Genomic DNA, 24,004 nt, shown 5'->3' on the forward strand with positions numbered 1-24,004 from the left:
GGTCCGCTCCCTACGGGGGCGGGCCCCTTGCTTATCATCAGCGCCTCCGGGTGAGCGCCCGCATGGCCAGGTCGCAGACCAGTCCGACGACCATGCCCGTCAGAAAACCGATGGCCATGACGGCCAGGGGGTTGTTCTTCAGCCAGGAGGAGGCCAGATACCCCAGGGTCCACATATACATCGACCAGAGCAATCCGGCCAGGGCAGCCAGGGGCAGGTAACGGTTCAGCGGATACCTCGCCGCCCCGGCAGTCAGATTGACCACGGTCCGACCCGAGGGCACAAAGCGCGAGGCCAGCGTGAAGAAGCCACCTCCCTGCAGCAGGGCCCGATGGGCCCATGTGGTTACCGCCTTGCCTGCGGCGCCACGGAAGACGGCCAGACGATTCAGCGGGACCAGCCGCCCCAGCCCATAGGTGCAGGCATCGCCGCCCGCGAAGGCCAGGGCGCATACCAGAAAGACCTGGATGGGCAGAGGTCGTCCCGAGGCCCGAAAAGCCGAAGCCGTGGCCAGGACCATGAGTTCCGTGGGTATGGGAATGATCAGCGCATCCAAAAAGGCAGCCAGAAAGAGCACGGCCAGCCCCCAGCCGCCCGTCACCGCATCGAGCAGCCAGGCATTGACAGCGGTCATGGACTACCCTTTCCGCGCAATGGCGCCAAAGACACCCATCAGCCTACCCAAACGGTCAGTACCTTAGCATGGAGTCATGAGCAAGAAGAAGCGGGCGGACTCGGATGCCGCGACCCCGGCCATGGCCCAGCTGGAGCGTCTGGGGGTGCCCTTCACCATCCACGAATACCATCACAGCGCCGACCACATGGACCAGGGATACGGCATCGAGGCCGCCAAAAAGCTGGGCCTGGACCCGCGCACGGTCTACAAGACCCTGATGGCCGACACGGGCAAGGAGCGGGTCATCGGCATTGTGCCGGTGACCGGCCACCTGAACCTCAAACACCTGGCGGCGGCCGTGGGCGCCAAGAAGGCCCGCATGGCCGACAAGGCCCAGGCCGAACGAGAGAGCGGATACGTCCTGGGCGGCATTTCACCCTTCGGCCAACGCACCCGACACCTGACCGTACTCGACCAAGGCGCCCTGGAGTTCGACACCATCATGGTCTCCGGCGGCAAGCGCGGAATCAGTCTGGGTCTGGACCCACGGGATCTGATCCGTGTCCTCAAGGCCAAGACCGCCCCGCTGGCCACCGACTGAGCGATCTTAGCGCTGGGGCCTAGCCCTGCGGCTGTGGAACTTTCCTTGATGCACGGGCTGAACGCAGGGCCGCAGGCAAGACGAAGTGCATATGCTCGTCGACTGCCCGGGCCCGGGTCACCTGGGTGAACCCTCGGGAGGCCAGGGTCTCCAGCACCCCCTGAACCAGGTTTTCGGGAACCGATGCACCCGAGGTGAGTCCTACCGAATCCATGCCCTGCAGCCAGGTCGGATCCAGCTCGCCCGCATCGTCGACCCGGTGGGCCCTCTGCTCGCCCTGACCGGGAAAGCGCGCATCCAGGGCCTGACGGGCCACTTCGACCAGACGCACCGAATTGGAGGAATTGGCCGAGCCCACCACAACCATGCAGTCCGCTTGGCCGGCCACCAGCTTGACCGCCTGCTGCCTGTTCTGGGTGGCGTAGCAGATGTCGGAGCCCGGCGGCTCCTCTATCCAGGGGAAGCGTCGACGCAGGGCCGCGGCCAGGTCGGCGGTCTCATCCAGGCTGAGGGTGGTCTGGGTCAGCATGACCAGCGGGGTGTCGGGTCCGAAGTCCAAGGCCTGAATATCGGCCTCATGCTCGACCAGATGAACCCGGTCCGGGGCCTCCCCCATGACTCCCACAGCCTCGTCGTGCCCTCGGTGGCCTATGTAAATAATTCGGTAGCCGTCCCGAACGAAGCGCTGGACCTCCCGGTGAACCTTGCTGACCAAGGGGCATGAGGCATCAACCACACGCATCCCCCGCCGCTGGGCCTCCTTGACGACCGAGGGGGCGATTCCATGGGCCGAGAAGACCACGGGAACCCCGGCACGGACGGCCTGATCGGGAATCTGATCCAGCTCGTCCACGAACACAGCCCCTCGCCGGGACAGGTCCTCGACCACATGCCGGTTGTGGACTATCTGCCGGCGCACGTAGACCGGCGGCAGATCCCGATGGGGGTTGTCCGCATCCAGGATGGTCTGCACGGTCTGGATGGCACGGTCCACCCCCGCGCAGAAGCCACGCGGATCAGCCAGGATGACCCGTCCATGCCCCTGCGTGGTCGGCTGTTCGCACACGGTGGTCCGAAATACTGCCACTGCCGCTCCTTATCAACGTCCATCCGGGCGGTCCCGGACATTGCAAGACCATGGTAGAAAGCCAGAGCGGCTCCCGGTAGTCCATCCGCCACTCTTTCACCAAGAAGCCAAGACCACCCAGGCGCTAGGATGGTGGCGTAGCAAGCATCAACGGCACTATGGAAGTGGGAGCATGCATACGAACGAGATGATGGGCGGGGCCGTGCCCCGGACAGGACAGCAGTACAGCATCCGTCACGGGGACTACGAGGCAGTGGTGACCGAGCTGGGAGCCATCCTGCGCGTCCTGAAATACCAAGGCAAGGACCTGCTGGCCTCATTCGACCCGGATGGAACCGTACCCTGCAGCAACGGGAACGTGCTGGTCCCCTTCCCCAACCGGATTGAGGACGGCACCTACGACTTCCAAGGCCACACCTACACCCTGCCCATCGACGAGCACGACCGGCGCACCGCCATCCACGGCTACGGCTACCGGTCCTACTGGCGCCTGCAGGTTCTGGCCGAAGACTCCGTCAGCCTCTCCTGGCGGGTGCCCGACATGGCCGGATACCCCTTCGACGTGGTGGTCACCGTCACCTACACCCTGGACGACCAGGGGCTGACCATGACCACCCGGGCCCTGAATCTGGGCGACGAGGCTGCACCCTGGGCCTTCGGCATCCACCCCTGGCTGGCCAACGGCAAGCAGGGCGCCGGTGACCAGATCCAGAAGGACAACGCCCCCTGCACCTTGTCCATCCCCTGCCGCACCCACGTAGTGGTCGATCCGGACAGGCTGCTGCCCACCGGCACCGAGCCCGTCCAAGGACGGACTGATCTGCGCCAGGGCCCTGTCTTGGGCGAGGATGCGGCCTTCGACGACGCATGGACCGATGTGGAACGGGACGACGACGGCACCTGCTCGGCCTGGTTCACCAGGCCGGACGGCATCCGCATTCAGCTCTGGGGCGATGAGACCATCACCTCCTGGCAGGTCTGCACCGGGACCGGCTTCGATGCCGGCATGCGCCCGGCCGGCGTCGCCGTGGAGCCCATGACCGCCTACGCCAACGCCTTCAGAACTGGCCGGAACCTGGTCATTCTGCAGCCTGCCGCCGTCTACACCACCCAGGTGGGTTACCGGGCGCAACAGCTCTGAGCAGCCTGCTGGTCGACAAAGGTCAGCCCGGTGTGCGATAATCGGCAAGGCTTATCGGATCATCAGTAGCAAAGGAGTCCAATCATGGGCATGCGCGGACGCAAGCGCAGGGATCGCCGCAAGAAGGCCGCCAACCACGGCAAGAGGCCGAACACCTGATCGTCTGCCCCGGCACCATTGGTGCCGGGGTTTTGCATATATGCGTAAAAAAAAAACAATGGCTGCATACGCATGACCATGATCCCTGCAATAACCTGAATAGCCAGGCACTGAACCTACTTGACTTTATCTACTTGTCTCTGGTGCGATCCGGAGTCCCCTGCTCCAGTTCATCCATCTGGTCGAACATGTGCCTGAGCCGGTCCAGCAGACAGTCCGGCGCGCATTCGGGGCGCAGATACCGGCGCAGCTCCTCGATGACCATGCGCTCCCGATCGTCGCAGCAGGATTCCGGATCGAAGCAGTCGCTGGGATCCACACAGGAGGCATCCCGGTAGATGCGCAGGCTGGTGTGGGACACCCTGACAGAGCCGCCGTCATCGTAGGCGTAGTGACTCATCTCCACGCGTCCGTCCATGCTCCTGCCCACTTCCTGGTACCCGATCTTCGGGGGCCCTCAGTGCCCCTTGCTGCTGATCTCTTTTTTATACTAGGCCTGGCAGCACCAGCACCATGTCGTTCCGCTGAGGGCTTGCCTGCAGCACCGCGCCCCTGCTGGTAGCCGCGCTCCTGGGCATATCGCTCCAGCTCCTGGCGCAACTGCGAGCGCGCACGGTTCAGCCGGCTCATGACCGTGCCGATCTTGATGCCCTCCTCATCGGCCACCTGCTGATAGCTCTTGCCGTCGATGGCAGCATCGATGAAGACCCGTCGGCGCTCCGGGCTGAGCCGGTTCAGGGCGGCCATGATCTCCTCGGGGGCGAAGGTCTCCATGTACTCCTGCTCGGCGGATTTGAGCCCCTCCGACCCGTGCTCCGAAGCCGAATAGATGTCCCAGTCGTTGTACTCGCCTGTCGAGTCGTTGGCCCTTTGGGGGCGCCGCTTGGCCTTGTGATACTGGTTGAAGTAGGCGTTGCGTTCGATGGTGGTCATCCAGGCCTCAAAGTTGCTGCCCGGCTGAAAGCGGTCGAAAGCCTTGAATCCGCGCTCGAAAGTATCCTGAACCAGATCCTGGGCATCCTCCGGATTGTTGGTCAGGCGCATGGCCTGGCGGTACAGCACATCCACCGCAGGCATGGCCAGGGCCTCGAATTGACGTTTTCTGCTTTCGAGTTCGCTGGTATCTGCCACACTTCTATTGTGCCATCCCCCCTCGCCCGTGGCGGTTTCGACCCGTTCGCGGGCCGGTCGGTCCTCGGTTACCATAATGACGAAGGAGAAATCACGCTTATGGAAAACACCGAGTACACAAGCATGGAGCAGGCGCTTGCGTCAGCCCCGCAACAGGAGGGGTCGACACGCCTAGGGGACTCCTGGCTTCTGGGGTTCGACACCGAGACCACGGGCACCAGACCAGGCAAGGACGGCATTGTTTCGGCCAGCCTGGTTCTGCGCGACCCGACCAAGGGCTACGCAGGGGATGTCGTAGCCACCTGGATAGTCAATCCGCACCGACATATCAGCAAGGGGGCCAGTCGGGTCAACGGGTTCACCGATGAGCAGCTGGCCACCGAGGGCATGGAGCCTGAGCTGGCCACCGAGCAGATGGCCGGGTTCATTGCCCGCGCCCAGGACAAGCGCATCCCCCTGCTGGCCTACAACGCGCCCTTTGACGTGCAGATGCTGGATGGGGACATCGCCCACTGGTGCGCGGAGTCGGTCAAGCCTCTGAGCGAGGGGAATCTGCTGGTGGTTGATCCTCTGGTCCTGGACAGGGAGATCTCCCATCGGTCGGGCCGCCGCACCCTGGGGCTGACCAGTGAGTACTACGGCGTCATCCCCCATGGCAACTTCCACAATGCCACGGCGGATACGGTGGCAGCCGTCGACCTGATCAAGCCCATGACCACCCTCTTCCCCCAGGTGGCCCGAATCACCATGGACTCCCTGATGGACTGGCAGCGGCAGGCGCAGGCCAAGTGGCGGGAGCAGTTCAACCAGCATCTGATCTCACAAGGCCGTCGCCCAGTCACCGACTCCTGGCTCTGAGGCTCAGCTCCAGGGCCGATCCGCTACCTGCTTTTTGCCCATTCAGTCAAGGGGTCGTCGAATCGCCCTGCCCTCGCCTGGAGGCGGTTTAGACTTGTATCTGGTCTCGATCGGGGTCACCAATCGGGCAGGAACAAGTTACGTGACAAACCTACAGACAAGGGGGAAGCCGGCATGGCGCTGACGATGGCTTCAACTCTGGAGCTGCTGCGCAAACATCATCAACTGCGCGAGGTGATCCAGGGCGACCAGTGGACCTTGAATACTCCAGAAGACACCCAGTCATCCAAGCCCTTCACCGACATCACCTACGACACCCGCCAGGCTGGACCTGGCAGTCTGCTCTTCTGCAAGGGCCACTTCCGGCCCGAATATCTGGACGCCTGCGATCCCGAGGGACCGCAGGCCTATGTGGCCCAGCAGGATCTGTCCGCCCACACCAAAGCCCCGGGGATCATCGTCAACGACGTGCGCAAGTCCATGAGTCTGCTGGCCGCGGCCTTTTACGGGTATCCCCAGGATCAGCTGACACTGGTGGGCATCACCGGCACCAAGGGCAAGACCACCACCGCTTACTTCCTGCAGGCCATGCTGGGCAAGATCTCCGGAGGCCGCGCCGCCCTGCTCTCCTCAGTGGACAACTGTCTGGACGGCCGGCACTACGAAGAGTCCCAGCTGACCACACCCGAATCGCTGGACCTCTTTCGGATGATGCGCCAGGCGGCAGACGCCGGCATGCGCTACCTGGTCATGGAGGTCTCCTCCCAGGCCTACAAGGTGGACCGTGTCTACGGGCTGACATTCGACCTGGGGGCATTCCTGAACATCTCCCCCGACCACATCAGCCCCATCGAACACCCCAGCTTCGAGGATTACTTCTACTGCAAGCGCCGCATAACCTACAACAGCCGGCAGCTGGTCCTGGGAGCCGATGCGCGCGGAGCCGACCTGATTCGTCAGGATGCCCGCGCCGCCGGCATTCCGGTGACCACATTCGGTGATGGAACCCGACAGGCCGATTTCCTGGTTCGCAAGGCTCCCGGCCAGGGCGACGACTACCTGATAGGACCCGCCGGCGGAGCCATGAATCCGGTCAGCCTGTCCATGGACGGGGATTTCAACGCCCTGAACGCGGCCGCTGCCCTGGCCATGCTGACCCGTCTGGGTCTGGAGCCCGATGCCGACGCACTCCAGGCCATGGAGAGCGTCAGGATCGCCGGCAGGATGGAACGCTTCAAGGCCGACAACCGAGTGGTCTACGTCGACTACGCCCACAACAAGGCCTCGGTCACCGCCCTACTGGATTTTGTGGACGAGCGCTACGGCGAGCTCAAACCCCTGATTACTTTGGTCTCCGGTTCCGCTGGCGGCAAGGCCATCGACCGCAGGGAGGGCATCGTCAGCGCCGCTCAGAACCGCGTCGACCGGCTGATCCTGACCGCCGACGACGAGGAGGGGGAGAGCGCGGATCAGGTGGATCGCCAGATGCTGGGCTTCGTGACCAACCCAAGCCTGGATGCCAGCATCGTTCCGGACAGGATCCAGGCCATCCAGCAGGCCCTGGGAGATCCGGGCCAGCCAGGGGACCGTCTGCGCGTCACGCTGGTCATCGGCAAGGGTGAGGAACGCTGGTTCAAGACGGACGGCGGCCACGTGCCCTATGAGGGCGATGACCACGTGGTGGCGCGCCTGCTGGGCACGGAAAGCTACAACCTGGGAGCCACCGGCGCAGCCCAGGGATGACGATCCCGACAGGACCCTAAGATGGAAAGCCAAATGCCCCGCGGCAGGGCGGGGCGCACGAGCACATGGTAGGTGGTTTCATACAGATGCAAGAATTCCAACCGGTCATACTGGGCAGCGACATCAACGCCTACGGCATGGCGCGCGCTTTTCATGAGGCCTATGGACTGGTCTCCACCGCCTTCGCCCACCAGCAGCTCTCCCCCACCAAGTACAGCAGGATCATCGACGTGCACCTGGTGCCGGATTTCGCCAATCCCAAGGTCTTCGTACCGGCCCTGAACGACTGGGCCGACGCCTATCACCGGGACCACCCAGGAGCCACCCTGCTTCTATTGCCCTGCGGGGACACCTACGCCAACCTGCTGGACGAGTTCGGCGATCCCCTGCGCGAACGATTCGTCTTCAACGCCATCGACGCCAAGCTCAACCGCGCCCTCTCGCTCAAGTCCTCCTTCTACGAACTCTGCGACCGCTACGATCTGCCGCATCCGCAGACCGTCTCGGTGGATGCCGACGATGTGAAGGCGGGTCGCCACCGGAAGCTGCCCTTCGACTACCCGGTGGCCATGAAGCCAGCCGACAGTGACGAATGGCTGGGCATCGACTTCCCCGGCAGGAAGAAGGCCTTCATCTTCAGCAACCCGGAGGAGCTGGACACCATGATCCGCAGGTCCTACCAGGCCGGGTACACCTCGAAAATGGTCATCCAGGACTTCGTGCCTGGGGGCGATGACAACATGAGAGTGCTCAACGCCTATGTGGACCGCCACCACCGGGTGCGCATGATGTTTCTGGGTCACCCGCTGCTGGAGGACCCCACCCCCGAGGCCGTGGGCAACTACGCAGCCATTATGCCCGACTACAACCAGGACATCTTCGACCGGATCAAGGCCTTCCTTGAGGACATCAACTACAGCGGTGTGGCCAACTTCGACATGAAGTACGATCCGCGCGACGGCGTCTACAAGCTTTTCGAGATCAATCTGCGCCAGGGTCGCAGCAGTTACGTGGTCACTTTGAACGGCTTCAACCTGGCCCGCTACTTCGTGGACGACCTGGTTCTGGACACCCCCTTCAACGGACGCACCGTCTTCGGCCGGGGGCATCGCCTCTGGATGGAGATTCCCAAGGACATCTTCCGCACATACTGCGCCGAGTCCGAGGACAAACGACAGGCCATGGCCATGATTCGCCGCGGGGACTGGGGCACCACTCTGGAGTACAACAAGGACCGCAGCCTGCTGCGCCGGCTGATGATCCGACACATGTTCGCCATCTACCGGCGCCGTTACCGGCGCTACTTCCGCGACAAGGGGGAGCTGGCATGAGGAACTTCTTCGTCGTCCTGGGCGGCATGGGCACCCTGGCCACCGAAAGCTTCGTACGTGTGCTGGACCGGATGACCGGGGCGCACCGGGACCAGGACTTTCTGGACTATGTGGTCTTCAACCACGCCACTGTCCCGGATCGCACCGAGTTCATCCTGGGCCGCAGCGAGGATGATCCCTTCCCCTATCTGGCCGAGGATGTGCGCCAGGCCACAGCCATGGGCGCCTCATTCATGGTCATGGCCTGCAACACCGCCCATCAGATTCTGCCAAGGCTCCAGGCCTTGACCCCGGTGCCCATCCTGGACATGCCCCAGGCCACCATCGACTGGGCCGACCGGCACTATCCGGCGAAAACCCATCCTCGCATGGGGTACATGGGCACCGAGGGGTCCCGCCATGCCGCCATCTACCAGGGCCCGGCCGACAGCGCCGGTTACCAGCTGGTGGACCCGGACCAGGCCCTGCAGGATCGCGTGAGCGCACTGATCTACGACGACGTCAAGGAAGGGCGACTGGACAAGGACCGCTACCTGGGCGTTCTCAACGCCTTCCTGAACGACTACCGCTGCGACTCGATCCTGCTGGGCTGCACCGAGCTCTCAGTACTCAACGAGGTCTACCCCATGCCACAGCTGCCCATCGTGGACTCCCAAGCCGTTTTGGCAGAGGTCACCCTTGATCGGGCTCGGGCTCTTCGCGACCGGGACGATTCGGATCCTTCAGCCGCTGGGAGATGACGGCCGTCACTCCGTCCCCCCGCATGGTGACCCCGTAGAGGGCGTCAGCGATGCCCATGGTCCGTTGCTGGTGGGTGATGATGATCAGCTGAGCATGCTCCCGCAACTGTTCGAAGGCCTTGAGCAGCCTGGTCAGGTTCACGTCGTCCAGGGCGGCCTCGACCTCGTCCATGACATAGAAGGGGCTGGGCCGGGCCGTGAAGATGGCCAGGAGCAGAGCCAGGGCCGTCAGCGACCGCTCCCCGCCCGAGAGCAGGGAGAGCCGACGGACCTTCTTGCCGGCCGGGCTGGCCTCGACCAGAACGCCGGTGGTCAGCAGATCGTCCGGATCCTCCAGCCGCAGCCGCCCGCGCCCGCCGGGGAAGAGGGTGGCGAAGATGCGTTCGAAGGCCTGGGCCGTGTCGTCGAAGGCCTCCTTGAAGACCGTGACCATGGTCGAATCCAGATCCTTGACCAGGGCCATCAGATCGTCCCGGGACCCGATCACATCCTGACGCTGCTCGTGCAGGTAGCGGTTGCGGGACTCCAAGGCCTCGTATTCCTCGGTGGCCAGCGGGTTGACCTTGCCTAGAGCGGCCAGGTCCCGCTTGGCCTTGGCCAGCCGCTTCTCCTGCTCGCCGCGCTGGTAGGGCACCGTTTTGAAGGCTGGCGAATCGCCGTCTTCCTCCGTCGTCTCCTGATCCAAGGGAACCGGATTACCCTCGTCATCCAGGACGGGCACCGGACGATCGGGGCCGTATTCGCGGATCAGCTCCTCAGGCTCCATGCCCAGGTCATCCTGAATGCGCTGGCGCAGGCGACCGTCCTCGCCAGCCAGGCGCTCCCGCTCCAGATCCAGACCGTGCTCATCCTGGCGCAGACCGGCCACCTTGGGTTCCAGATCGTCCCTGCTGGCCCGCAGATCGGTCAGCTCCTTGTCGTGGGCCGAAGCCTTGGCCCTGAGCTGATCCCGGCGGCGGGCCGCATGTTCCATCCTCCCCTTGATCAGCTGGGCCAGCAGGTCGGCCCTGAGCGCGATCAGCCCCAGGGAGGCCATACCGGCCTTGCGACGACGGTTTTCCTCGCCTATCCGCTGACGATGGCGTTCGGCCTGGTCGGCCTGATCCCGCAGCAGATCAATCTGCCGCAGCAGGGAGGCATGCCGCCGGTCGCTCTCCGTCCAGGTCAGCTTGGCCTCCATCTCGGCGGTGCGGGCCTGGTCCAGGGCTGTCTCCAATTCATGCTGCCGGTCTTCCATGCCCTCCGGGTCATCCGGATCAGAATCCCCATCCTCCTGGGCGCGGGCCAGGCCGGCTTTCAGATCTTCCAGTTTGAGTTCGTGGGTGCGTACCTGGTCGCGCACCTGGGTCAGCCGGTCATCCAGATCCTTGACCCCGGCCTGGGCCCGATCCGACTCCTTGCGTGCCGTTGCCAGATCCCGGGCTGCCTGCTCGGCCTTGACCCGGGCCTCGGTGCACCGGTTGCGCGCCTCCTGCAGCTGCTGCTCGGCCTGCTCAAGGGCAGCACGGGCCCCATCCATCTGCGGCTGCAAAGTCCGGGACTCCTCCTGGAGGGTCTCCACCTGCGCCAGGGCCTTATCCCTGCGTGCAGTCAGCGCCAAGTCGCTGGTGGCCGGAGCGGATCCGCCAACCGCACCCACCCGGTCGTAGAGGTCGCCTTGGCAGGTCAACGCCTGCTGCCACCCGTCCTCCAGGGCAAGCCGGGCCTGATCAGCGTCATCGACGGCGGCTGTGGAGGCCAGCAGACTGCGGACAGCCGCCAGCACTCCCTGGGCCTGGTCAGGATCGGCAGGATGCTCCCGCAGATCCACCAGGTCGGCGGCCGACCGCCAGGGGCCATCGCCGGGCCTTACACCGGCGCCTTCGAGCGGGCCTGATGCCGAGATCAACGCGGCGCGTCCCAGACGGTCTCGGCGGGCCCGCTCCAGGGTCTGGTCGACCGCCTGGCCATCCTTGGCCACCAGGGCCGAGGCATAGTCATGCAAGGCCTGGGCCAGGGGCTCCTCCCAGCCATCCTCCACTCGGACGAAGTCGGTCAGTACACCCAGCAGGGCAGGATCCCCCGCCTGGGACAGGGCCTCGCCGGCGCCACGATGGTCCAGCGTGTCCGCCAGGGCATCGGCCTTGGCCTGGGCCGATATGGCATCGGATTGAATACGGCGTTCGCGCTCCTGGAGGTCGTTGAGCCTGCTTCGGGCCTGATCCCTGACCTGACCTGCATGATCAAGGGCCTGTCTGCCATCCTGGTCAGGACTTTCCTCCTGGCTGTCCAGGTCCCGTACCCGGTTCCTGGCACGCTCTAGGCCTTCCCTGAGCTGATCCTGCTGGCGGGACAGGTCACGCTCGCGCTGCCTGGAAAGTTCCAGGGCCGATTCCTCCTTGGCCACCAGCTGGGCCAGGTCGCCCAACCGAGCCTGCCGCTTTCTGGCCGCCTGCCGCAGCTCGGTCATGGTCTGCCGGTGGGCGGCCAGCCGCCGCTCCAAATCCGCACGGGCTTGAACGCGGCCATCCAGGGCGATCCGATCGGCTCCAACCTGGCTCTCCGCCTGGTCGGCCTGACCCTTGAGCTCGTCGGCCCGCCGTCTGAGCACCCCGGGGTCCTGCCCCTGGTCGGCCACCATACCGGCCTCCAACGAACGGCTGCGCTCCCTGGCCAATGATGCCAAGGAACCGGCTCGCTCACCCAGCTTGGTCAGGTCGTTCCACTGCTGGTTGACAGCCTCCAGAGCCGGGCTGGACTGTCGGTCCAGCCCCTCCAGCTGTTCGATGCGCAGCTTGACCCTGGTCAGATCCTCCTGCCCGCGAGCCAGCTGCCCCCGAGTCTCTGCCATCTGCGAGCGCAGGTCCTCCAGCTTTTTCTGCGAGGTCAGGGCATCGTCGGCATGGATGCGGGCCTGGGCGTCCCGCAGGCTGACTTGGATCATGTCGGCACGGCGGGAGACCTTGGCCTGGCGGCCCAGCGGCCCCAGCTGCCGATGAATCTCGCCGATCAGATCATCCAGACGGGACAGGTTGGCCTCGGTGTTGGCCAGCTTGTGCAGGGCCCGTTCCTTGCGCTTGCGGTGCTTGAGGATGCCGGCCGCCTCCTCGATGAAGGCGCGATGGCCGGCCGGATCAGCCCGCAGGATGGCATCCAGCCGACCCTGGCCGACGATCACGTGCATCTGCTGGCCCAGCCCGGTGTCGCTGAGCAGCTCCTGAATGTCCAGCAGGCGGCAGTCGGACCCGTTGATGGCGTATTCGGACCCCCCGTTGCGGTAGATGGTCCGGCTGATGGTCACCTCGGTGTAGTCGATGTCCAAGGTCCGATCAGTGTTGTCGATGGTCAGGGTGACCTGCGCCCGGCCCAGCGGCGGCCTGGAGGAGGTGCCGGCGAAGATCACGTCCTCCATGGATCCGCCGCGCAAGCTCTTGGCTCCCTGCTCGCCCATGACCCAGGCCAGGGCATCGACGATGTTGGATTTGCCTGATCCGTTGGGGCCCACCACAGCGGTGATGCCCGGCTCGAAGCGCAGGGTGGTGGCCGAGGCGAAGGACTTGAAGCCCTTGAGGGTCAGCTCCTTGAGGTACATCAGGCGCGCTCCGCCTTAGGTTTGGCCAGATCGGGATTGGGACGCTCGGCCAGCAGGGTGCGGGCGTCGCCGGCGGTGACGAAGCTGCCGCAGATCAGCACCCCCCGGCCGTAGCCCACGCCGGTCTGGTCCTCGCTGTCGACCATGTCGACGGCCGTCTGGATGGCATCGGGCATCCGGTCGCGCCGGACCACCCTGTCAGGTCCGAAGACCCGCACCGCAACCCGTTCCAGATCCTCGGCGGGCATGACCCGACCCTTCCAGGAGTTCTCGGTGACCACGACGCTGTCCAGCACGGGTTCCAACAGTCCCAGATAGTCCTCCACCTGTTTGTCGGCCATCATGGAGATCACGCCCACCAGCTGCTTGAAGTCGTAGTTCTCCTCGATGGCCGCACGCAGGGACTGGGCCGCGTTCAGGTTGTGCCCGCCATCGATGATGATGGTGGGCGAGGTGCGCACCTGCTCGATCCGGCCGGGGATGCGCACCTGGCTCAAGGCTTCAGCCACCAGATCCTGGTCCAGGGCTCCGTTGACGGGGATGACCGTCTCGGCCGCGGCCAGGGCTGCCAAAGCGTTGTGGGCCTGGTGCTCGCCGAACTTGTCGATGGGCACATCCTTGTAGAGTCCCTGCGGCGTGCGCAGCGTAGCCACTTGGCCGCCCACTGCGGGCATACGGGAGACGACCTCCAGCTCGTTGCCGTCCCTCAACAGGGTGGGGGCGCCCTGCTCGCGCACGGCCTGCTCAATGATGGGCATGACGGCCTCCTCATGAGGCTGGGCACCGACGATGACCGTGGACTTGGGCTTGATGATCCCGGCCTTCTCCCCTGCTATTTGCTCGACCGTATCCCCCAGCCACTGCATATGGTCCATGTCCACCGGACCAATGATGGCGGCATCACCATCGAGGACGTTGGTGGCATCCCAACGGCCGCCCATCCCCACCTCGACGATGGCCACGTCCACCGGGGCGTCGGCGAAAGCCCAGACGGCCATGGCGGTCAGGACCTCGAAGAAGCTCATGGGAGCCCTGCCCTGCTGGGCGAAGCGGTCGTCCACCATGGCGATGAAATCCTCGATCTGCTGGTAGAGGTCTACGAAGTCCTCGTCTGAGAGCTCCTTGCCGTCGATGGCGATCCGCTCGTTGATCCGCTCTAGGTGGGGCGAGGTATAGAGCCCGGTGCGCAGACCGTAGGCCCGCACCAGAGCCTCGGCCATCCGCGCCGTGGACCCCTTGCCGTTGGTACCGGTGACGTGAATGACCCTGAAGCTGTGCTCGGGGTGACCCAGCAGGTCCAGCATCATCCCCATCCTGTCCAGGTCCAGGTTGGGGCTGTCATGCTCGGCGGGACGCGACATGATGGCCCGCTCGACATCGCGAATATTCTGACCCTTGCTGTTGGGGTGTTCGAATGACATATTCTGCCTGCGCCTCCTGCTGGCTGTGGATGCTTCCCGCCCATTCTATGCGCCACCGACCCCGATTGAGGGCCGGAACAGCCGACTGTCACATCGGCCGAACGCACTACCATGGAACCAACATAGTCAGAACCGGAATCTCAAGGAGGCTGGACGTGACCGCATCCGCACAGGAGCATCTACAAGGAGACACTGATCCCAAGAACGTGGACCTGGATGAGCAGAACATGGAAGACCGGGTGAACAACCGCACCCTGCGCCCCAACTCCCCCGCCTTCCAGAAGTTCATGACCACCGGGTGGCAGGCCCAGGAGCCGCAGATCGAGCCACTGGAGTCCAGCAAGTATACTGAGCGCCGTCTGCGTGAACTGGGTCAGCGTTTCCCTGGTGAACGACTGGTCATCCCCGCCGGTTCCTACAAGACCCGAAACAACGACAACGATTACGCCTTCCGCCCAGACACCACCTTTGCCTACTACACGGGCCTGGGCGAGGACTACGAACCCGGAGCCATCCTGGTCCTGGACCCAGTGGATCCCGACAGCCCGGAGGCCGCCAAGGGCCTGACCCATACCCCCGAGCTCTTCGTCCATCCCCGGGCCGATCAGTCCACCCGCGACTACTACAGGTCCTCCCAGTATGGGGAGTACTGGGTGGGTCCCCGGGCCGGGCTGCGGGAGCTGGCCATCATGACCGGCGTCCCCACCAAGGACATCGCTTCCTTCCCTGACGCCATCGCCAAGGATCTGGGGCCGGACCAGGGAGCGGTCAAGATGCGGGTAATCCGCACTGCCGACCAGGAGGTCCTGAACCAGGTGGAGGCCGCCCGCAAGGCCAACGGCATCGGCGGTCCGGACCGCAATGAGGAGGCTGACGACAAGCTCGAAGAGTTCACCTCTGAGGCCCGCATGATCAAGGACGACTATGAGATCAGCGAGATGCGCAAGGCCATCGCCGCCACCAAAGACGGATTCGACCGGATTCTGACCCACCTGCCCCAGGTGGTAGGCAAGCCCCGTTCCGAGCGGATGCTGGAGGGTGTTTTCAACGCCAACGCCCGCGAGAAGGGCAACGACGTGGGCTACGGTTCCATCATCGCCTCGGGCAAGCACGCTCCCATCCTGCACTGGATGCGCAATGACGGAACCGTCCAGAAGGGCGACCTGCTCCTGATCGACGCCGGCGTGGAGGTCAACAGCCTCTACACGGCCGACATCACCCGCACCTTCCCCGTAGGCGGCACCTTCAGCCCCCTGCAGAAGCGGATCTACCAGACCGTGCTCAAGGCCCAGCAGGCCGGCTTCGAAGCAGCCAGGCCCGGCGCCACCTACTCGGACATCCACCATGCCGTCATGCGTGTGCTGGCTGAAACTTTGCACGAGTGGGGCATCCTCAAGGTCAGTGTGGAGGAGTCCCTCTCCCCCCAGGGCCAGCAGCACCGCCGCTGGCACGCCTGCGGATGCGCCCACCACCTGGGTCTGGACGTGCACGACTGCGCGGAGGCCAGGTACGAGTCCTACCAGGGCGCGCCCATCACCCCCGGGATGATCTTCACCATCGAGCCCGGACTCTACTTCAAGGAGAACGACCTGCTGGTGCCTCCGGAGTTCCGCGGCATCGGCGTGCGCGTGGAGGACGACGTGCTCATGACCGAGCAGGGACCCCAGTGGCTGTCTGCTGGCATCCCCAAGACCGTCGAAGAGGTGGAGGCCTGGATGGCGCAGCGGGCCGCACTGGCCGACCCGGACAGGGACTGATGTATGCCCACCCCTGACTTTGTGCTCAGACTGCGCCGGTCCATAGGCCATGACCTGCTCTGGCTGAACGGTGTGACGGCCTTCGTCAGCGATGACCAGGGCCGCCTCCTGTTGGGCCGGCGCTCCGACACCGGACAGTGGGCCCTGGTCTACGGGATCAACGAACCGGGCGAGGACCCGGCCGACACCGTGGTCCGCGAGGTCAAGGAGGAGACCGGGGTGGATGTGATCGTCACCGACCTGGCGGCGGTCACATCCTCCCAAGAGGTGATCACCTATGCCAACGGGGACCGGACCATGTACATGGATCATCTGTTCATCTGCCGGCCTGACCCCAGCGGCAACACCGATCCCTTTGTGGGTGACGAGGAGAGCCTGTCAGTCGGCTGGTTCGACCCCGATCAACTCCCCTCTCCGCTGGCCCAGACCACTGCGGAACGCATGGCCCGAGCCCGGACCTATCTGGAGCGCCTGCAGGGCGGAGATGCCCACGCCCTCTTCAAGGTTGGCGGCAGAGAGCTGCCTGCAAATCCCGACTAGTCTCAAGTTGACCATTGGGCCCTTGGAAGGTTCAGCCCTTGGCGGCTCAGTCCTCGAAGAAATTCAGCGGATCGTCGATGAAGCGGCGCAGGCCTACCAGTGCTGCTCCCTTGAGGGCCGGATAGTCGGCCTGGGTGGGGATGAGCACGCGAATATCCACGGCATCTCGGCCCAGGGTCAGCTGATTGAGCCGATCCTGCAGACGCTGGGCCAGGTTGCCACCGAAGTGCGACCAGAATCCCCCCAGAATGACCGTATCCACGTCAACAATATTGATGGCTGAGGCGATGACCGAGATCATGGCATCGAGCCCGCGGTCGATGGCGTCTACCGCTTTGGCATCGCCCTGCTGCCAACGCTGGTAGAGCTCCTCCATGGCCTGGGGCGTGACCGCCTCAGCTCCAGTGGCGATGTCAGCCGCCTCAACCAGAGCCCTGCGCCCGGCGTAGGTCTCCAGGCACCCACGGCGGCCGCAACGGCAGGTTGGGCCGTTCAGATCCACCGAGGCATGCCCCAATTCACCGGCGAACCCATGGTCTCCGGTCTCGACGGCCCCGCGACGCACCACGGCCCCGCCGATACCGATGTCAGTGGAAATGTAAATAAAGGAGTCGGTGGGCGAAAGTGGCCCCTCATCTCCGCCCGCAGGACGCTGGGCAGCGTAGCCGGGAATCTGTGCAAGGGCTGCCAGACGCGCCTCGTTGCCCACTCTGGGAGCTAGTCGACGGACCAGGGGAAATTCCTGCAGATCCAGACGTTCCCATCCCAGGTTGCGGGCCATGAGCAGGGTGGTGTCGCCGCCGACCAGGCCGGGCAGGGCCAGGCCCGAACCCACTGTGCGGTAGTGCCGACGTGACAGCTTGCGTTCGATGGGCTTGGTCAGTTTCTCCAGTTCAGCGAAGACCCGATCGGGTTCCGCCTCATGCATATCATCCTTGACCCAGGCCGAATCGATCAGGGTCCCATCCAGATCCATGGCCAGACATCCGTAACCATCGGTGTTGATCTGCAGGCCCAGACCGGCCCAGCGTCCGTGTGCGATGGACAGTGGGGTGCTTGGTCGGCCATGGCTGCTCTGCGAAGTCTCAGGCTCTTCCTCGCGTACCACCCTATTCCTGAGTAGGAGCCCTGCCAGGAGCGACATGGTGGCCTTGGTCAGCCCGGTGGCCTTGGCCAGATCCGCCCTGCTGAGCGAGGTAGGCGACCGCAGAATGGTGTCGATAATGACCGAGAGGTTGTGGTTCCTCAGATCATCCTGATTGATAGAGCGCAGGGCAGTCACGGAAATCATCCCTCCAAATCCGGGCGGCAAAACCACCCTACATGCCAGAAACCACCTTTCAGTATCACACATGAACCCGCCAAAATCCGCAAATTCAGCTGGAGCTTCCACCCTCGGATACGTAGGTAGAAGCCAGGAAGGAAAATTAACGACGAGCCTTAAACAAGGCCCCGCCCTCTGTTCTTCCACGCAGGAAACGAACAGAGGGCGGGGCGCAGACAGGTCAGCAATTACTTCTTGTGACGTTTGCTGATCAAATCATATGCCACGGCGATAATCACAACCAGACCCTTGATGATCTTCACTATGGCGGCATCCGCACCCATGATCGACAGTCCTTGGTTGAGCACACCCATGATCAGTGCACCTACCATGGCACCGGGGATGGTACCTACGCCACCAGCCACAGCCGCACCACCAATGAAGCAGGCGGCGATGGCGTCCATTTCAAACTCCATACCGGTCTGGGCCGTAGCCGAAGCCAGTCGGGACAAAGTGATGATTGCAGCGATGGCGGCAAGCAGCCCCATGTTGAGGAATATCTTGAAATCGACCTTGCGTGTATCGATGCCCGAAAGCACGGCGGCCTTTCTGTTGCCACCGACAGCATAGATATCGCGCCCCAGCACCATCCTGTTGAGAACGAACCAGTAGATGCCCACTAGCACAGCGATAATGACCAAGACGATAGGTATACCACCCTGGGTTTGGTTTCCGGAAGAAGCCAGCAGGTAGGTTACGAACCCAATGACCAAGGTGGCCAGCACGCACTTGATGATCATCCAGCTCTTCGGCTCAGCCTGCAGCCCGACCCGGATAGTATGAGACCGACGACGGACCTGCATGACGATGACCAGGAGTATGACCACTGCCCCAACGACCAAGGTCAGCCCATCCAGACCAAACCAGAAACCGAAGATGTTCGGCAGGAAATCCTTGGAGATGGCACGGAACTCACGCGAGCGAAGGGGAATGGATTCACCGGCGATCACAGTTGCCAGACCACGGAAAACCAGCATTCCGCCAAGGGTCGTGACAAAGGCGGGTACGCCAACATAGGCTACCCAGAAGCCCTGCCAGATACCCACAATCAGCCCGAGCGCCAGCATGAGCACAATGGCCAGGAACCAGTTCAAACCCCAGTTCTTCATCATGAAAGCGCCCATGCCGCCAATGAAAGCAACCACAGAGCCCACAGACAGATCGATATGAGTACCGATGATCACCATAAGCATGCCGATGGCCAGAACGAGCACATAGGCATTCTGCTGAAATAGAGCAACGAAATTGTTGGGGAAGAGCAGACGCCCTCCGGTCAGCACTTCGAAGATGGCAATGACCACTACCAGTGCCAGATAGATTCCATATTGTCGAGCATTGCCCAGCAAGGTGGACTTAAGAGTGGCCACCTGCGGATTTCCGCTGTCATTGGACGCTTCAGCGACCGACTGCTTCATTGTTGTTTTTCCTTCCTTGACGCTCATGCGAACACCGCTTCCTCACTGCAAGGGATTTCAGACGTCATGTACCGCATCAGCTCCTCCTGATCGGTGGCATGGGCGTTCAGGCATGCCGTAATGATTCCTTGACTCATCGTGTAGATTCGGTCACAGATGCCCAAGAGCTCAGGCAACTCGGAGGATATGATCAGAATGGCCGAACCGGCATCGGCCAGCCGATCGATGATCTCGTATATCTCGTATTTGGCACCCACATCGATGCCACGGGTCGGCTCGTCCAGTATGAGCACTTTGGGCTCAGTGGATACCCACTTGGAAAGCACCACCTTCTGCTGGTTGCCTCCGGACAGGCTGCTCGCCGGCATCTCTATGCTTGGGGTCTTCGTCCTGAAATCCCGCCGATACTGCTCAGCAATCTGTTTTTCACGGTCGAGATCCAAGACACCGTGATGAGACAGGTGTCCGAGGTTAGCCATTGAGGTGTTCTCTCGTATGGAAGCGATCAGGTTGAGGCCGTACTCTTTCCTATCTTCGGTGGCGTAAGCCAGACCCGCGTCAATGGCCGAGCGCACGTCGGGCAGGGTAATTTTCCTGCCTTCCATATATATGTCGCCGCTAGCCCCGACGCCGTACTGGTGACCGAAGATGCTCATAGCGGTTTCGGTTCTTCCGGCACCGATCAGCCCAGCCATACCCACTATTTCGCCAGCGCGCAGGTTGAAGCTGACATCCTTGGCCACCAAACGGTTGGAATCCTGTGGATGGTGGACGCTCCAATGCTCTACACGGAACATCTCCTTACCGATGTGCGATTCGTGCTCCGGATAACGATTGGTCATCGGCCTGCCGACCATATCGCGGATCAAGGCATCCATGTCCAGGGGGTGCTCCTTATCGACCCGACAATCACTGATGGTCTTTCCGTCCCTGATCACCTGGACGGCATCCGCTGACGCCGCTATTTCGTTGAGTTTGTGCGAGATGATGATGGCCGTTATGCCACGTTCCCTACGAAGCCGGTCGATCAAATCCAGCAGGTGGAAGGAATCCTCATCGTTGAGCGCTGCTGTGGGTTCGTCCAAAATAAGCAATTGAACGTTCTTACTGAGCGCTTTGGCGATTTCCACCAGTTGTTGTTTGCCCACACCGAGGTTGGAGACCAGGGTGTCTGGATCCTCGTCCAAACCGACCAGGGTCATGACATCCTTAGCCTTTCGGCGTTGCTGATCATCCTGGATGAAGATCCCCTTGGTGATGGGATTGCCCAGAAAGATATTCTGAGCAATCGTCATGTAGGGCTCGAGTGCCAGCTCCTGGTGGATGATAACGATTCCCTCGCGCTCCGAATCTCGTATGCTAGAGAACCTGCAGGGTTTTCCCTGGTAGATGATGCTGCCCGAGTATGATCCATACGGGTAGACTCCCGACAGAACGTTCATGAGAGTGGATTTACCAGCCCCATTCTCGCCGCAGATGGAGAAGATCTGACCCTGTTGAACCTTGATATTGACATGGTCCAATGCCGTGACTGGACCGAAGGACTTTACAATGTCCCGCATTTCCAAAATCGTGTTTTGAGATGATGTCATTGGTGCCTTCTGAATTTAAGGGCATCCGCACTCAATGAACCTCGGCGAATGCCCGATGACGTTTCGTCACAGTCCAGCGTTTGCCGCGGAGATATACCCGCTGTCAACCAGTTCCTTCTTGACGTTGTCCTTGTCAACGGAGACCGGCTTCAGCAGGATCGAAGGCACATCCTTGTTGTTGTTGTTGAATGTGTCGTTGGTCTTGGGCTTCTGTCCCTTGACCAGTTTCTCAATCAGGGAAGCAGTGGAATCAGCCAGTTTACGAGTATCCTTGTAGACCGTCATTGTCTGCTTGCCCGCGACGATGTTGGCCACATTGGCCTTTTCGGCATCCTGACCGGTGATTATCGGATAGTAATTCCAGCCCGCCGCGTCTACAGCGTTTACAGTCCCCATAGCAATTGCATCATTGGGGGCAAGAACGGCGTCAAGATGTCTTCCGCTGTTGTAATAGGAATTGATACGGTTTTCCATCTCGCTCTGCGCGTTTTGACGATCCCAATTCTGTATGCCGATGCTCTGCCAATCCTCGAGATTCTTGGGAACTCGACCAGACGGGGACACCAGTGACCCGTTTTTAAAATATGGTTCGAGGACCGACCAAGATCCTTGGAAGTAGTATTTGGCGTTGTTGTCTGTTGGCGAGCCGGTCATCAGCTCAATGTTGAACGGCCCTTTTTTGCCACTATCCAGACCGAGCTTTTTAACTATGTATTGCCCTTGGAGTTTGCCCACCTCGGTGATGTTGAACGTCGAGTAGTAGTCACAAGCATCGGTGTTCATGATCAGTCGATCGTAGGCGATCACCGTAGCGCCGTTTGATTTGGCTGCCTCCGCGGCTGGCCCTACAGCCGTGCCGTCAATGGAAGCAATCACAACGAAATTAGCTCCCTGATTAGCCATATTCTGAATCTGGGAAGCCTGCAGATCCGTCTTATTGTCAGCAAATTGCAGGAGGACTTTGTAGCCCTTGCCTTCAAGCTGTTTTTTGAGGTTATCGCCGTCGAGACGCCAGCGTTCCAGCTGTTGTTCCGGCATCGAAATTCCGACGGTCACATCTGAGGGGTTTTTAGCATTTACCGCCCCCCCCCCCCGCCAGTCGCGCCTCTTGAGCCTCCGCAGGCACCCACTGACGCGAGCATGACAATCCCGGCCAGTGCACAAACCGCTCGTTTCCAATTGTTCATGATGGTTCCTTTCTTCGTTGAAGGGTTGCCTCCGACTTGTCCCCCTCGGCAAGCTGGATCTCTTCCGGCACACATACTAGCACAAAGTTTATTGATTTGACTATTTCAACTAATTACGTAGGTTTTTGCCGCAGATTATCCTGGATTTAGCAATTCGTGAAGGCACATTAGTATGATGAATTAATGATATTGATCGAGACAAGCACGTTCTCGCTGAAAGGCGATCAAGCAAGGAGGCTGACATGAATGAGATCCTGGTGGCGGGAGTGGACACTTCGACGCAGTCCTGCAAGGTGAGGGTCACCGATGCCCGGACCGGTCGGCTGGTCCGCTTCGGCAAGGCTCCTCATCCGGCAGGCACCAGCGTGGATCCCATGGCTTGGTGGAAGGCTTTTCAGGAAGCTTCCGCCCAGGCGGGTGGATTGGACGATGTTTCGGCAATCAGCGTGGGCGGCCAGCAGCATGGCATGGTATTGCTGGACCACCAAGGGCGGGTGATCAGGGATGCCCTGCTCTGGAACGATACACGTTCGGCTCCTGATGCCGACGATCTCATCATCCGGCTAGCCAGGTCTGAAACCAGCAAGACTAAAACCACCAAGGCAGAAAACGACGAATCAAACAAGAACCCGGATTCAGACCAGGATCTGGCCATGCGGGGCAAGCAAGCCTGGGTACGGGCTGTGGGTTCCTCTCCCGTAGCCTCGCTGACCATCACCAAGGTGGCCTGGGTCAGCCGGGTGGAGCCGGATAATGCCAAGGCCATCGCGGCCATATGCCTCCCCCACGACTGGCTGAGCTGGGTTATCGCCGGCCATGGTCCCGCGGCCGACCAGGAGACTGAACCCGGGCTGGAGGATCTCTTCACTGATCGCTCTGATGCCTCCGGCACCGGCTACTACGACCCCGCCGCCGACAGCTACCGGCGTGACCTGCTGGCCATGGCCCTGCCCGACGGGATGGCCGAACAGGTCATCCTGCCTAAGGTTCTTGGCCCCCACCAGGTCGGAGCCAAGGCCGACCCCCGCATCGCCGGCAGGGATGTGCCCGGCGGCTGCATCATCGCACCGGGTGGTGGCGACAACGCCATGACGGCCCTGGGCCTGGCCATGCAGGTGGGCGACGTCTCCATCTCCCTGGGAACCTCAGGGGTCGCTGCCGCGGTCAGCCCGGTCCCCGCCTATGACATGAGCGCCTCGGTCACCGGATTCGCCGATGCCACCGGCCACTGGCTCCCTCTGGCCTGCACCATCAACGCTTCACGCATCCTGGACGCAGGCCTGGCCGCCCTGGGGACGGATTACGACGGTCTGGCCAAGCTGGCGGAGCAGTCATCGCCGGGGGCCGAGGGCATCACCCTGATCCCTTACTTCGACGGCGAGCGCACCCCCAACCGCCCTGACGCCCATGCCAGACTGGAGGGACTGACCCTGGCCAACACCACGCGCACCAACCTGGCCAGAGCATTCGTGGAGGGCCTGCTCTGCTCCCAGCGTGACTGTCTGGAACTGCTGAAACGACTGGGCACCACGGTCTCCAGGATCCTTCTGGTCGGCGGCGGCGCCAAGTCCCCAGCGGTCAGAGCCCATGCCCCGGGAATCCTGGGCATGGATGTGCAGCTGCCCCGGCCGGACGAGTACGTGGCCATCGGGGCAGCCCGCCAGGCAGCCTGGGCTCTGACTGGAGAAGAGGAACCCCCCGCCTGGCCGGTGGACATCGAGACCACGCTGACGGGAGCCCCCTGCGAGCAGGTCTACCAGCAGTACCTGCGCTGGCGGGGATGAAGGGCC

The 24,004-nt window shown here is 62.5% G+C and carries 18 protein-coding genes and 1 pseudogene; 9 read left to right on the top strand and 10 right to left on the bottom strand.

The annotated features are described in order from the left end of the window. Nucleotides 1-37: 37 nt before the first annotated feature. Nucleotides 38-634 carry a DedA family protein gene (locus P273_RS09520; RefSeq protein WP_024627173.1) on the bottom strand — a complete coding sequence of 199 codons (597 nt, stop codon included), beginning with the start codon at nt 632-634 and terminating at the stop codon, nt 38-40. Between the two features lie 76 nt (nt 635-710). Between P273_RS09520 and ybaK the strand changes: the two genes are divergently transcribed. After that, entirely contained in the window at nt 711-1,217 is a 507-nt protein-coding gene (gene ybaK / locus P273_RS0103875; protein WP_024627174.1) for a Cys-tRNA(Pro) deacylase, read from the top strand. Nucleotides 1,218-1,236: 19 nt separating this feature from the next. Here ybaK and P273_RS0103880 read toward each other — a convergent pair whose 3' ends face one another. Beyond that, nucleotides 1,237-2,304: a 4-hydroxy-3-methylbut-2-enyl diphosphate reductase gene (locus tag P273_RS0103880; RefSeq protein ID WP_155804687.1), complete on the bottom strand. Its 1,068-nt coding sequence runs from the start codon at nt 2,302-2,304 to the stop codon at nt 1,237-1,239. A 172-nt stretch (nt 2,305-2,476) separates the two neighbouring features. Between P273_RS0103880 and P273_RS0103885 the strand changes: the two genes are divergently transcribed. Next, nucleotides 2,477-3,445 (top strand): aldose 1-epimerase family protein, encoded by a 969-nt coding sequence (locus tag P273_RS0103885; protein WP_155804688.1) that lies wholly within the window; start codon nt 2,477-2,479, stop codon nt 3,443-3,445. Nucleotides 3,446-3,734: 289 nt separating this feature from the next. Here the strand turns inward: P273_RS0103885 and P273_RS09240 are convergent, their stop codons facing one another. Next, nucleotides 3,735-4,022: a hypothetical protein gene (locus P273_RS09240; RefSeq protein WP_024627177.1), complete on the bottom strand. Its 288-nt coding sequence runs from the start codon at nt 4,020-4,022 to the stop codon at nt 3,735-3,737. Then, complete coding sequence (locus P273_RS0103900) at nt 4,001-4,681, bottom strand: sigma-70 family RNA polymerase sigma factor (RefSeq protein ID WP_253269568.1); 681 nt, start codon at nt 4,679-4,681, stop codon at nt 4,001-4,003. Before P273_RS0103900 ends, P273_RS09240 begins: the two co-directional genes overlap by 22 nt. 153 nt (nt 4,682-4,834) lie before the next feature. Here P273_RS0103900 and P273_RS0103905 point away from each other — a divergent pair, with 153 nt between their 5' ends. From P273_RS0103905 to P273_RS0103920, 4 genes are all read left to right on the top strand, one after another. Continuing rightward, nucleotides 4,835-5,593 carry an exonuclease domain-containing protein gene (locus tag P273_RS0103905; RefSeq protein ID WP_024627179.1) on the top strand — a complete coding sequence of 253 codons (759 nt, stop codon included), beginning with the start codon at nt 4,835-4,837 and terminating at the stop codon, nt 5,591-5,593. A 174-nt stretch (nt 5,594-5,767) separates the two neighbouring features. Further along, nucleotides 5,768-7,336 carry a Mur ligase family protein gene (locus P273_RS0103910; protein WP_024627180.1) on the top strand — a complete coding sequence of 523 codons (1,569 nt, stop codon included), beginning with the start codon at nt 5,768-5,770 and terminating at the stop codon, nt 7,334-7,336. A gap of 86 nt (nt 7,337-7,422) precedes the next feature. Beyond that, nucleotides 7,423-8,667 carry a carboxylate--amine ligase gene (locus tag P273_RS0103915; RefSeq protein ID WP_029676119.1) on the top strand — a complete coding sequence of 415 codons (1,245 nt, stop codon included), beginning with the start codon at nt 7,423-7,425 and terminating at the stop codon, nt 8,665-8,667. After that, nucleotides 8,664-9,407, top strand: a complete 744-nt coding sequence (locus P273_RS0103920) for an aspartate/glutamate racemase family protein (protein ID WP_024627182.1) — start codon at nt 8,664-8,666, stop codon at nt 9,405-9,407. Before P273_RS0103915 ends, P273_RS0103920 begins: the two co-directional genes overlap by 4 nt. Here P273_RS0103920 and smc read toward each other — a convergent pair. Together smc and P273_RS0103930 are read right to left on the bottom strand one after the other, a co-directional pair. Continuing rightward, nucleotides 9,340-12,978: a chromosome segregation protein SMC gene (gene smc, locus P273_RS0103925; protein WP_024627183.1), complete on the bottom strand. Its 3,639-nt coding sequence runs from the start codon at nt 12,976-12,978 to the stop codon at nt 9,340-9,342. The genes P273_RS0103920 and smc overlap by 68 nt on opposite strands. After that, nucleotides 12,978-14,399, bottom strand: a complete 1,422-nt coding sequence (locus P273_RS0103930) for a folylpolyglutamate synthase/dihydrofolate synthase family protein (protein WP_024627184.1) — start codon at nt 14,397-14,399, stop codon at nt 12,978-12,980. The genes smc and P273_RS0103930 overlap by 1 nt, the downstream gene beginning before the upstream one ends. Before the next feature lie 206 nt (nt 14,400-14,605). Between P273_RS0103930 and P273_RS0103935 the strand changes: the two genes are divergently transcribed. Together P273_RS0103935 and P273_RS0103940 are read left to right on the top strand one after the other, a co-directional pair. Further along, on the top strand, nt 14,606-16,156 hold the full coding sequence (locus tag P273_RS0103935; protein ID WP_051354125.1) for an aminopeptidase P family protein: 1,551 nt from the start codon (nt 14,606-14,608) through the stop codon (nt 16,154-16,156). A 3-nt stretch (nt 16,157-16,159) separates the two neighbouring features. Beyond that, nucleotides 16,160-16,696, top strand: coding sequence for an NUDIX domain-containing protein (locus tag P273_RS0103940; protein WP_024627186.1), 537 nt, complete (start codon nt 16,160-16,162; stop codon nt 16,694-16,696). A 46-nt stretch (nt 16,697-16,742) separates the two neighbouring features. Here the strand turns inward: P273_RS0103940 and P273_RS0103945 are convergent, their stop codons facing one another. The 4 genes and pseudogenes from P273_RS0103945 to P273_RS0103960 all read right to left on the bottom strand — a co-directional run bounded on the left by P273_RS0103945 (nt 16,743) and on the right by P273_RS0103960 (nt 22,214). Next, on the bottom strand, nt 16,743-17,978 hold the full coding sequence (locus P273_RS0103945; protein WP_024627187.1) for an ROK family protein: 1,236 nt from the start codon (nt 17,976-17,978) through the stop codon (nt 16,743-16,745). Nucleotides 17,979-18,208: 230 nt separating this feature from the next. Further along, nucleotides 18,209-19,435 (bottom strand): multiple monosaccharide ABC transporter permease, encoded by a 1,227-nt coding sequence (gene mmsB / locus P273_RS0103950; RefSeq protein WP_024627188.1) that lies wholly within the window; start codon nt 19,433-19,435, stop codon nt 18,209-18,211. Nucleotides 19,436-19,458: 23 nt separating this feature from the next. After that, nucleotides 19,459-21,027, bottom strand: a complete 1,569-nt coding sequence (locus tag P273_RS0103955; protein ID WP_024627189.1) for a sugar ABC transporter ATP-binding protein — start codon at nt 21,025-21,027, stop codon at nt 19,459-19,461. Nucleotides 21,028-21,093: 66 nt separating this feature from the next. Next, nucleotides 21,094-22,214, bottom strand: a pseudogene (locus P273_RS0103960) (substrate-binding domain-containing protein). 242 nt (nt 22,215-22,456) lie between these two features. Between P273_RS0103960 and P273_RS0103965 the strand changes: the two are divergent. Continuing rightward, the gene (locus tag P273_RS0103965; RefSeq protein WP_024627191.1) at nt 22,457-23,998 is read left to right on the top strand and encodes a xylulokinase; all 1,542 of its coding nucleotides are present in this window, start codon (nt 22,457-22,459) and stop codon (nt 23,996-23,998) included. Nucleotides 23,999-24,004 lie beyond the last annotated feature (6 nt).

This window comes from Bifidobacterium sp. A11, from assembly GCF_000499185.1.
Classification (GTDB): domain Bacteria; phylum Actinomycetota; class Actinomycetes; order Actinomycetales; family Bifidobacteriaceae; genus Bombiscardovia; species Bombiscardovia mizhiensis.

Excerpts from the sequence above, each read along its gene's own strand:
- P273_RS09520 (WP_024627173.1), bottom strand. The coding sequence starts at position 634 with ATGACCGCTGTCAATGCCTGGCTGCTCGATGCGGTGACGGGCGGCTGG.
- ybaK (WP_024627174.1), top strand. The coding sequence starts at position 711 with ATGAGCAAGAAGAAGCGGGCGGACTCGGATGCCGCGACCCCGGCCATG.
- P273_RS0103885 (WP_155804688.1), top strand. The coding sequence starts at position 2,477 with ATGCATACGAACGAGATGATGGGCGGGGCCGTGCCCCGGACAGGACAG.
- P273_RS09240 (WP_024627177.1), bottom strand. The coding sequence starts at position 4,022 with ATGGACGGACGCGTGGAGATGAGTCACTACGCCTACGATGACGGCGGC.
- P273_RS0103900 (WP_253269568.1), bottom strand. The coding sequence starts at position 4,681 with ATGCCTGCGGTGGATGTGCTGTACCGCCAGGCCATGCGCCTGACCAAC.
- P273_RS0103905 (WP_024627179.1), top strand. The coding sequence starts at position 4,835 with ATGGAAAACACCGAGTACACAAGCATGGAGCAGGCGCTTGCGTCAGCC.
- P273_RS0103910 (WP_024627180.1), top strand. The coding sequence starts at position 5,768 with ATGGCGCTGACGATGGCTTCAACTCTGGAGCTGCTGCGCAAACATCAT.
- P273_RS0103915 (WP_029676119.1), top strand. The coding sequence starts at position 7,423 with ATGCAAGAATTCCAACCGGTCATACTGGGCAGCGACATCAACGCCTAC.
- P273_RS0103920 (WP_024627182.1), top strand. The coding sequence starts at position 8,664 with ATGAGGAACTTCTTCGTCGTCCTGGGCGGCATGGGCACCCTGGCCACC.
- smc (WP_024627183.1), bottom strand. The coding sequence starts at position 12,978 with ATGTACCTCAAGGAGCTGACCCTCAAGGGCTTCAAGTCCTTCGCCTCG.
- P273_RS0103930 (WP_024627184.1), bottom strand. The coding sequence starts at position 14,399 with ATGTCATTCGAACACCCCAACAGCAAGGGTCAGAATATTCGCGATGTC.
- P273_RS0103940 (WP_024627186.1), top strand. The coding sequence starts at position 16,160 with ATGCCCACCCCTGACTTTGTGCTCAGACTGCGCCGGTCCATAGGCCAT.
- mmsB (WP_024627188.1), bottom strand. The coding sequence starts at position 19,435 with ATGAAGCAGTCGGTCGCTGAAGCGTCCAATGACAGCGGAAATCCGCAG.
- P273_RS0103955 (WP_024627189.1), bottom strand. The coding sequence starts at position 21,027 with ATGACATCATCTCAAAACACGATTTTGGAAATGCGGGACATTGTAAAG.
- P273_RS0103965 (WP_024627191.1), top strand. The coding sequence starts at position 22,457 with ATGAATGAGATCCTGGTGGCGGGAGTGGACACTTCGACGCAGTCCTGC.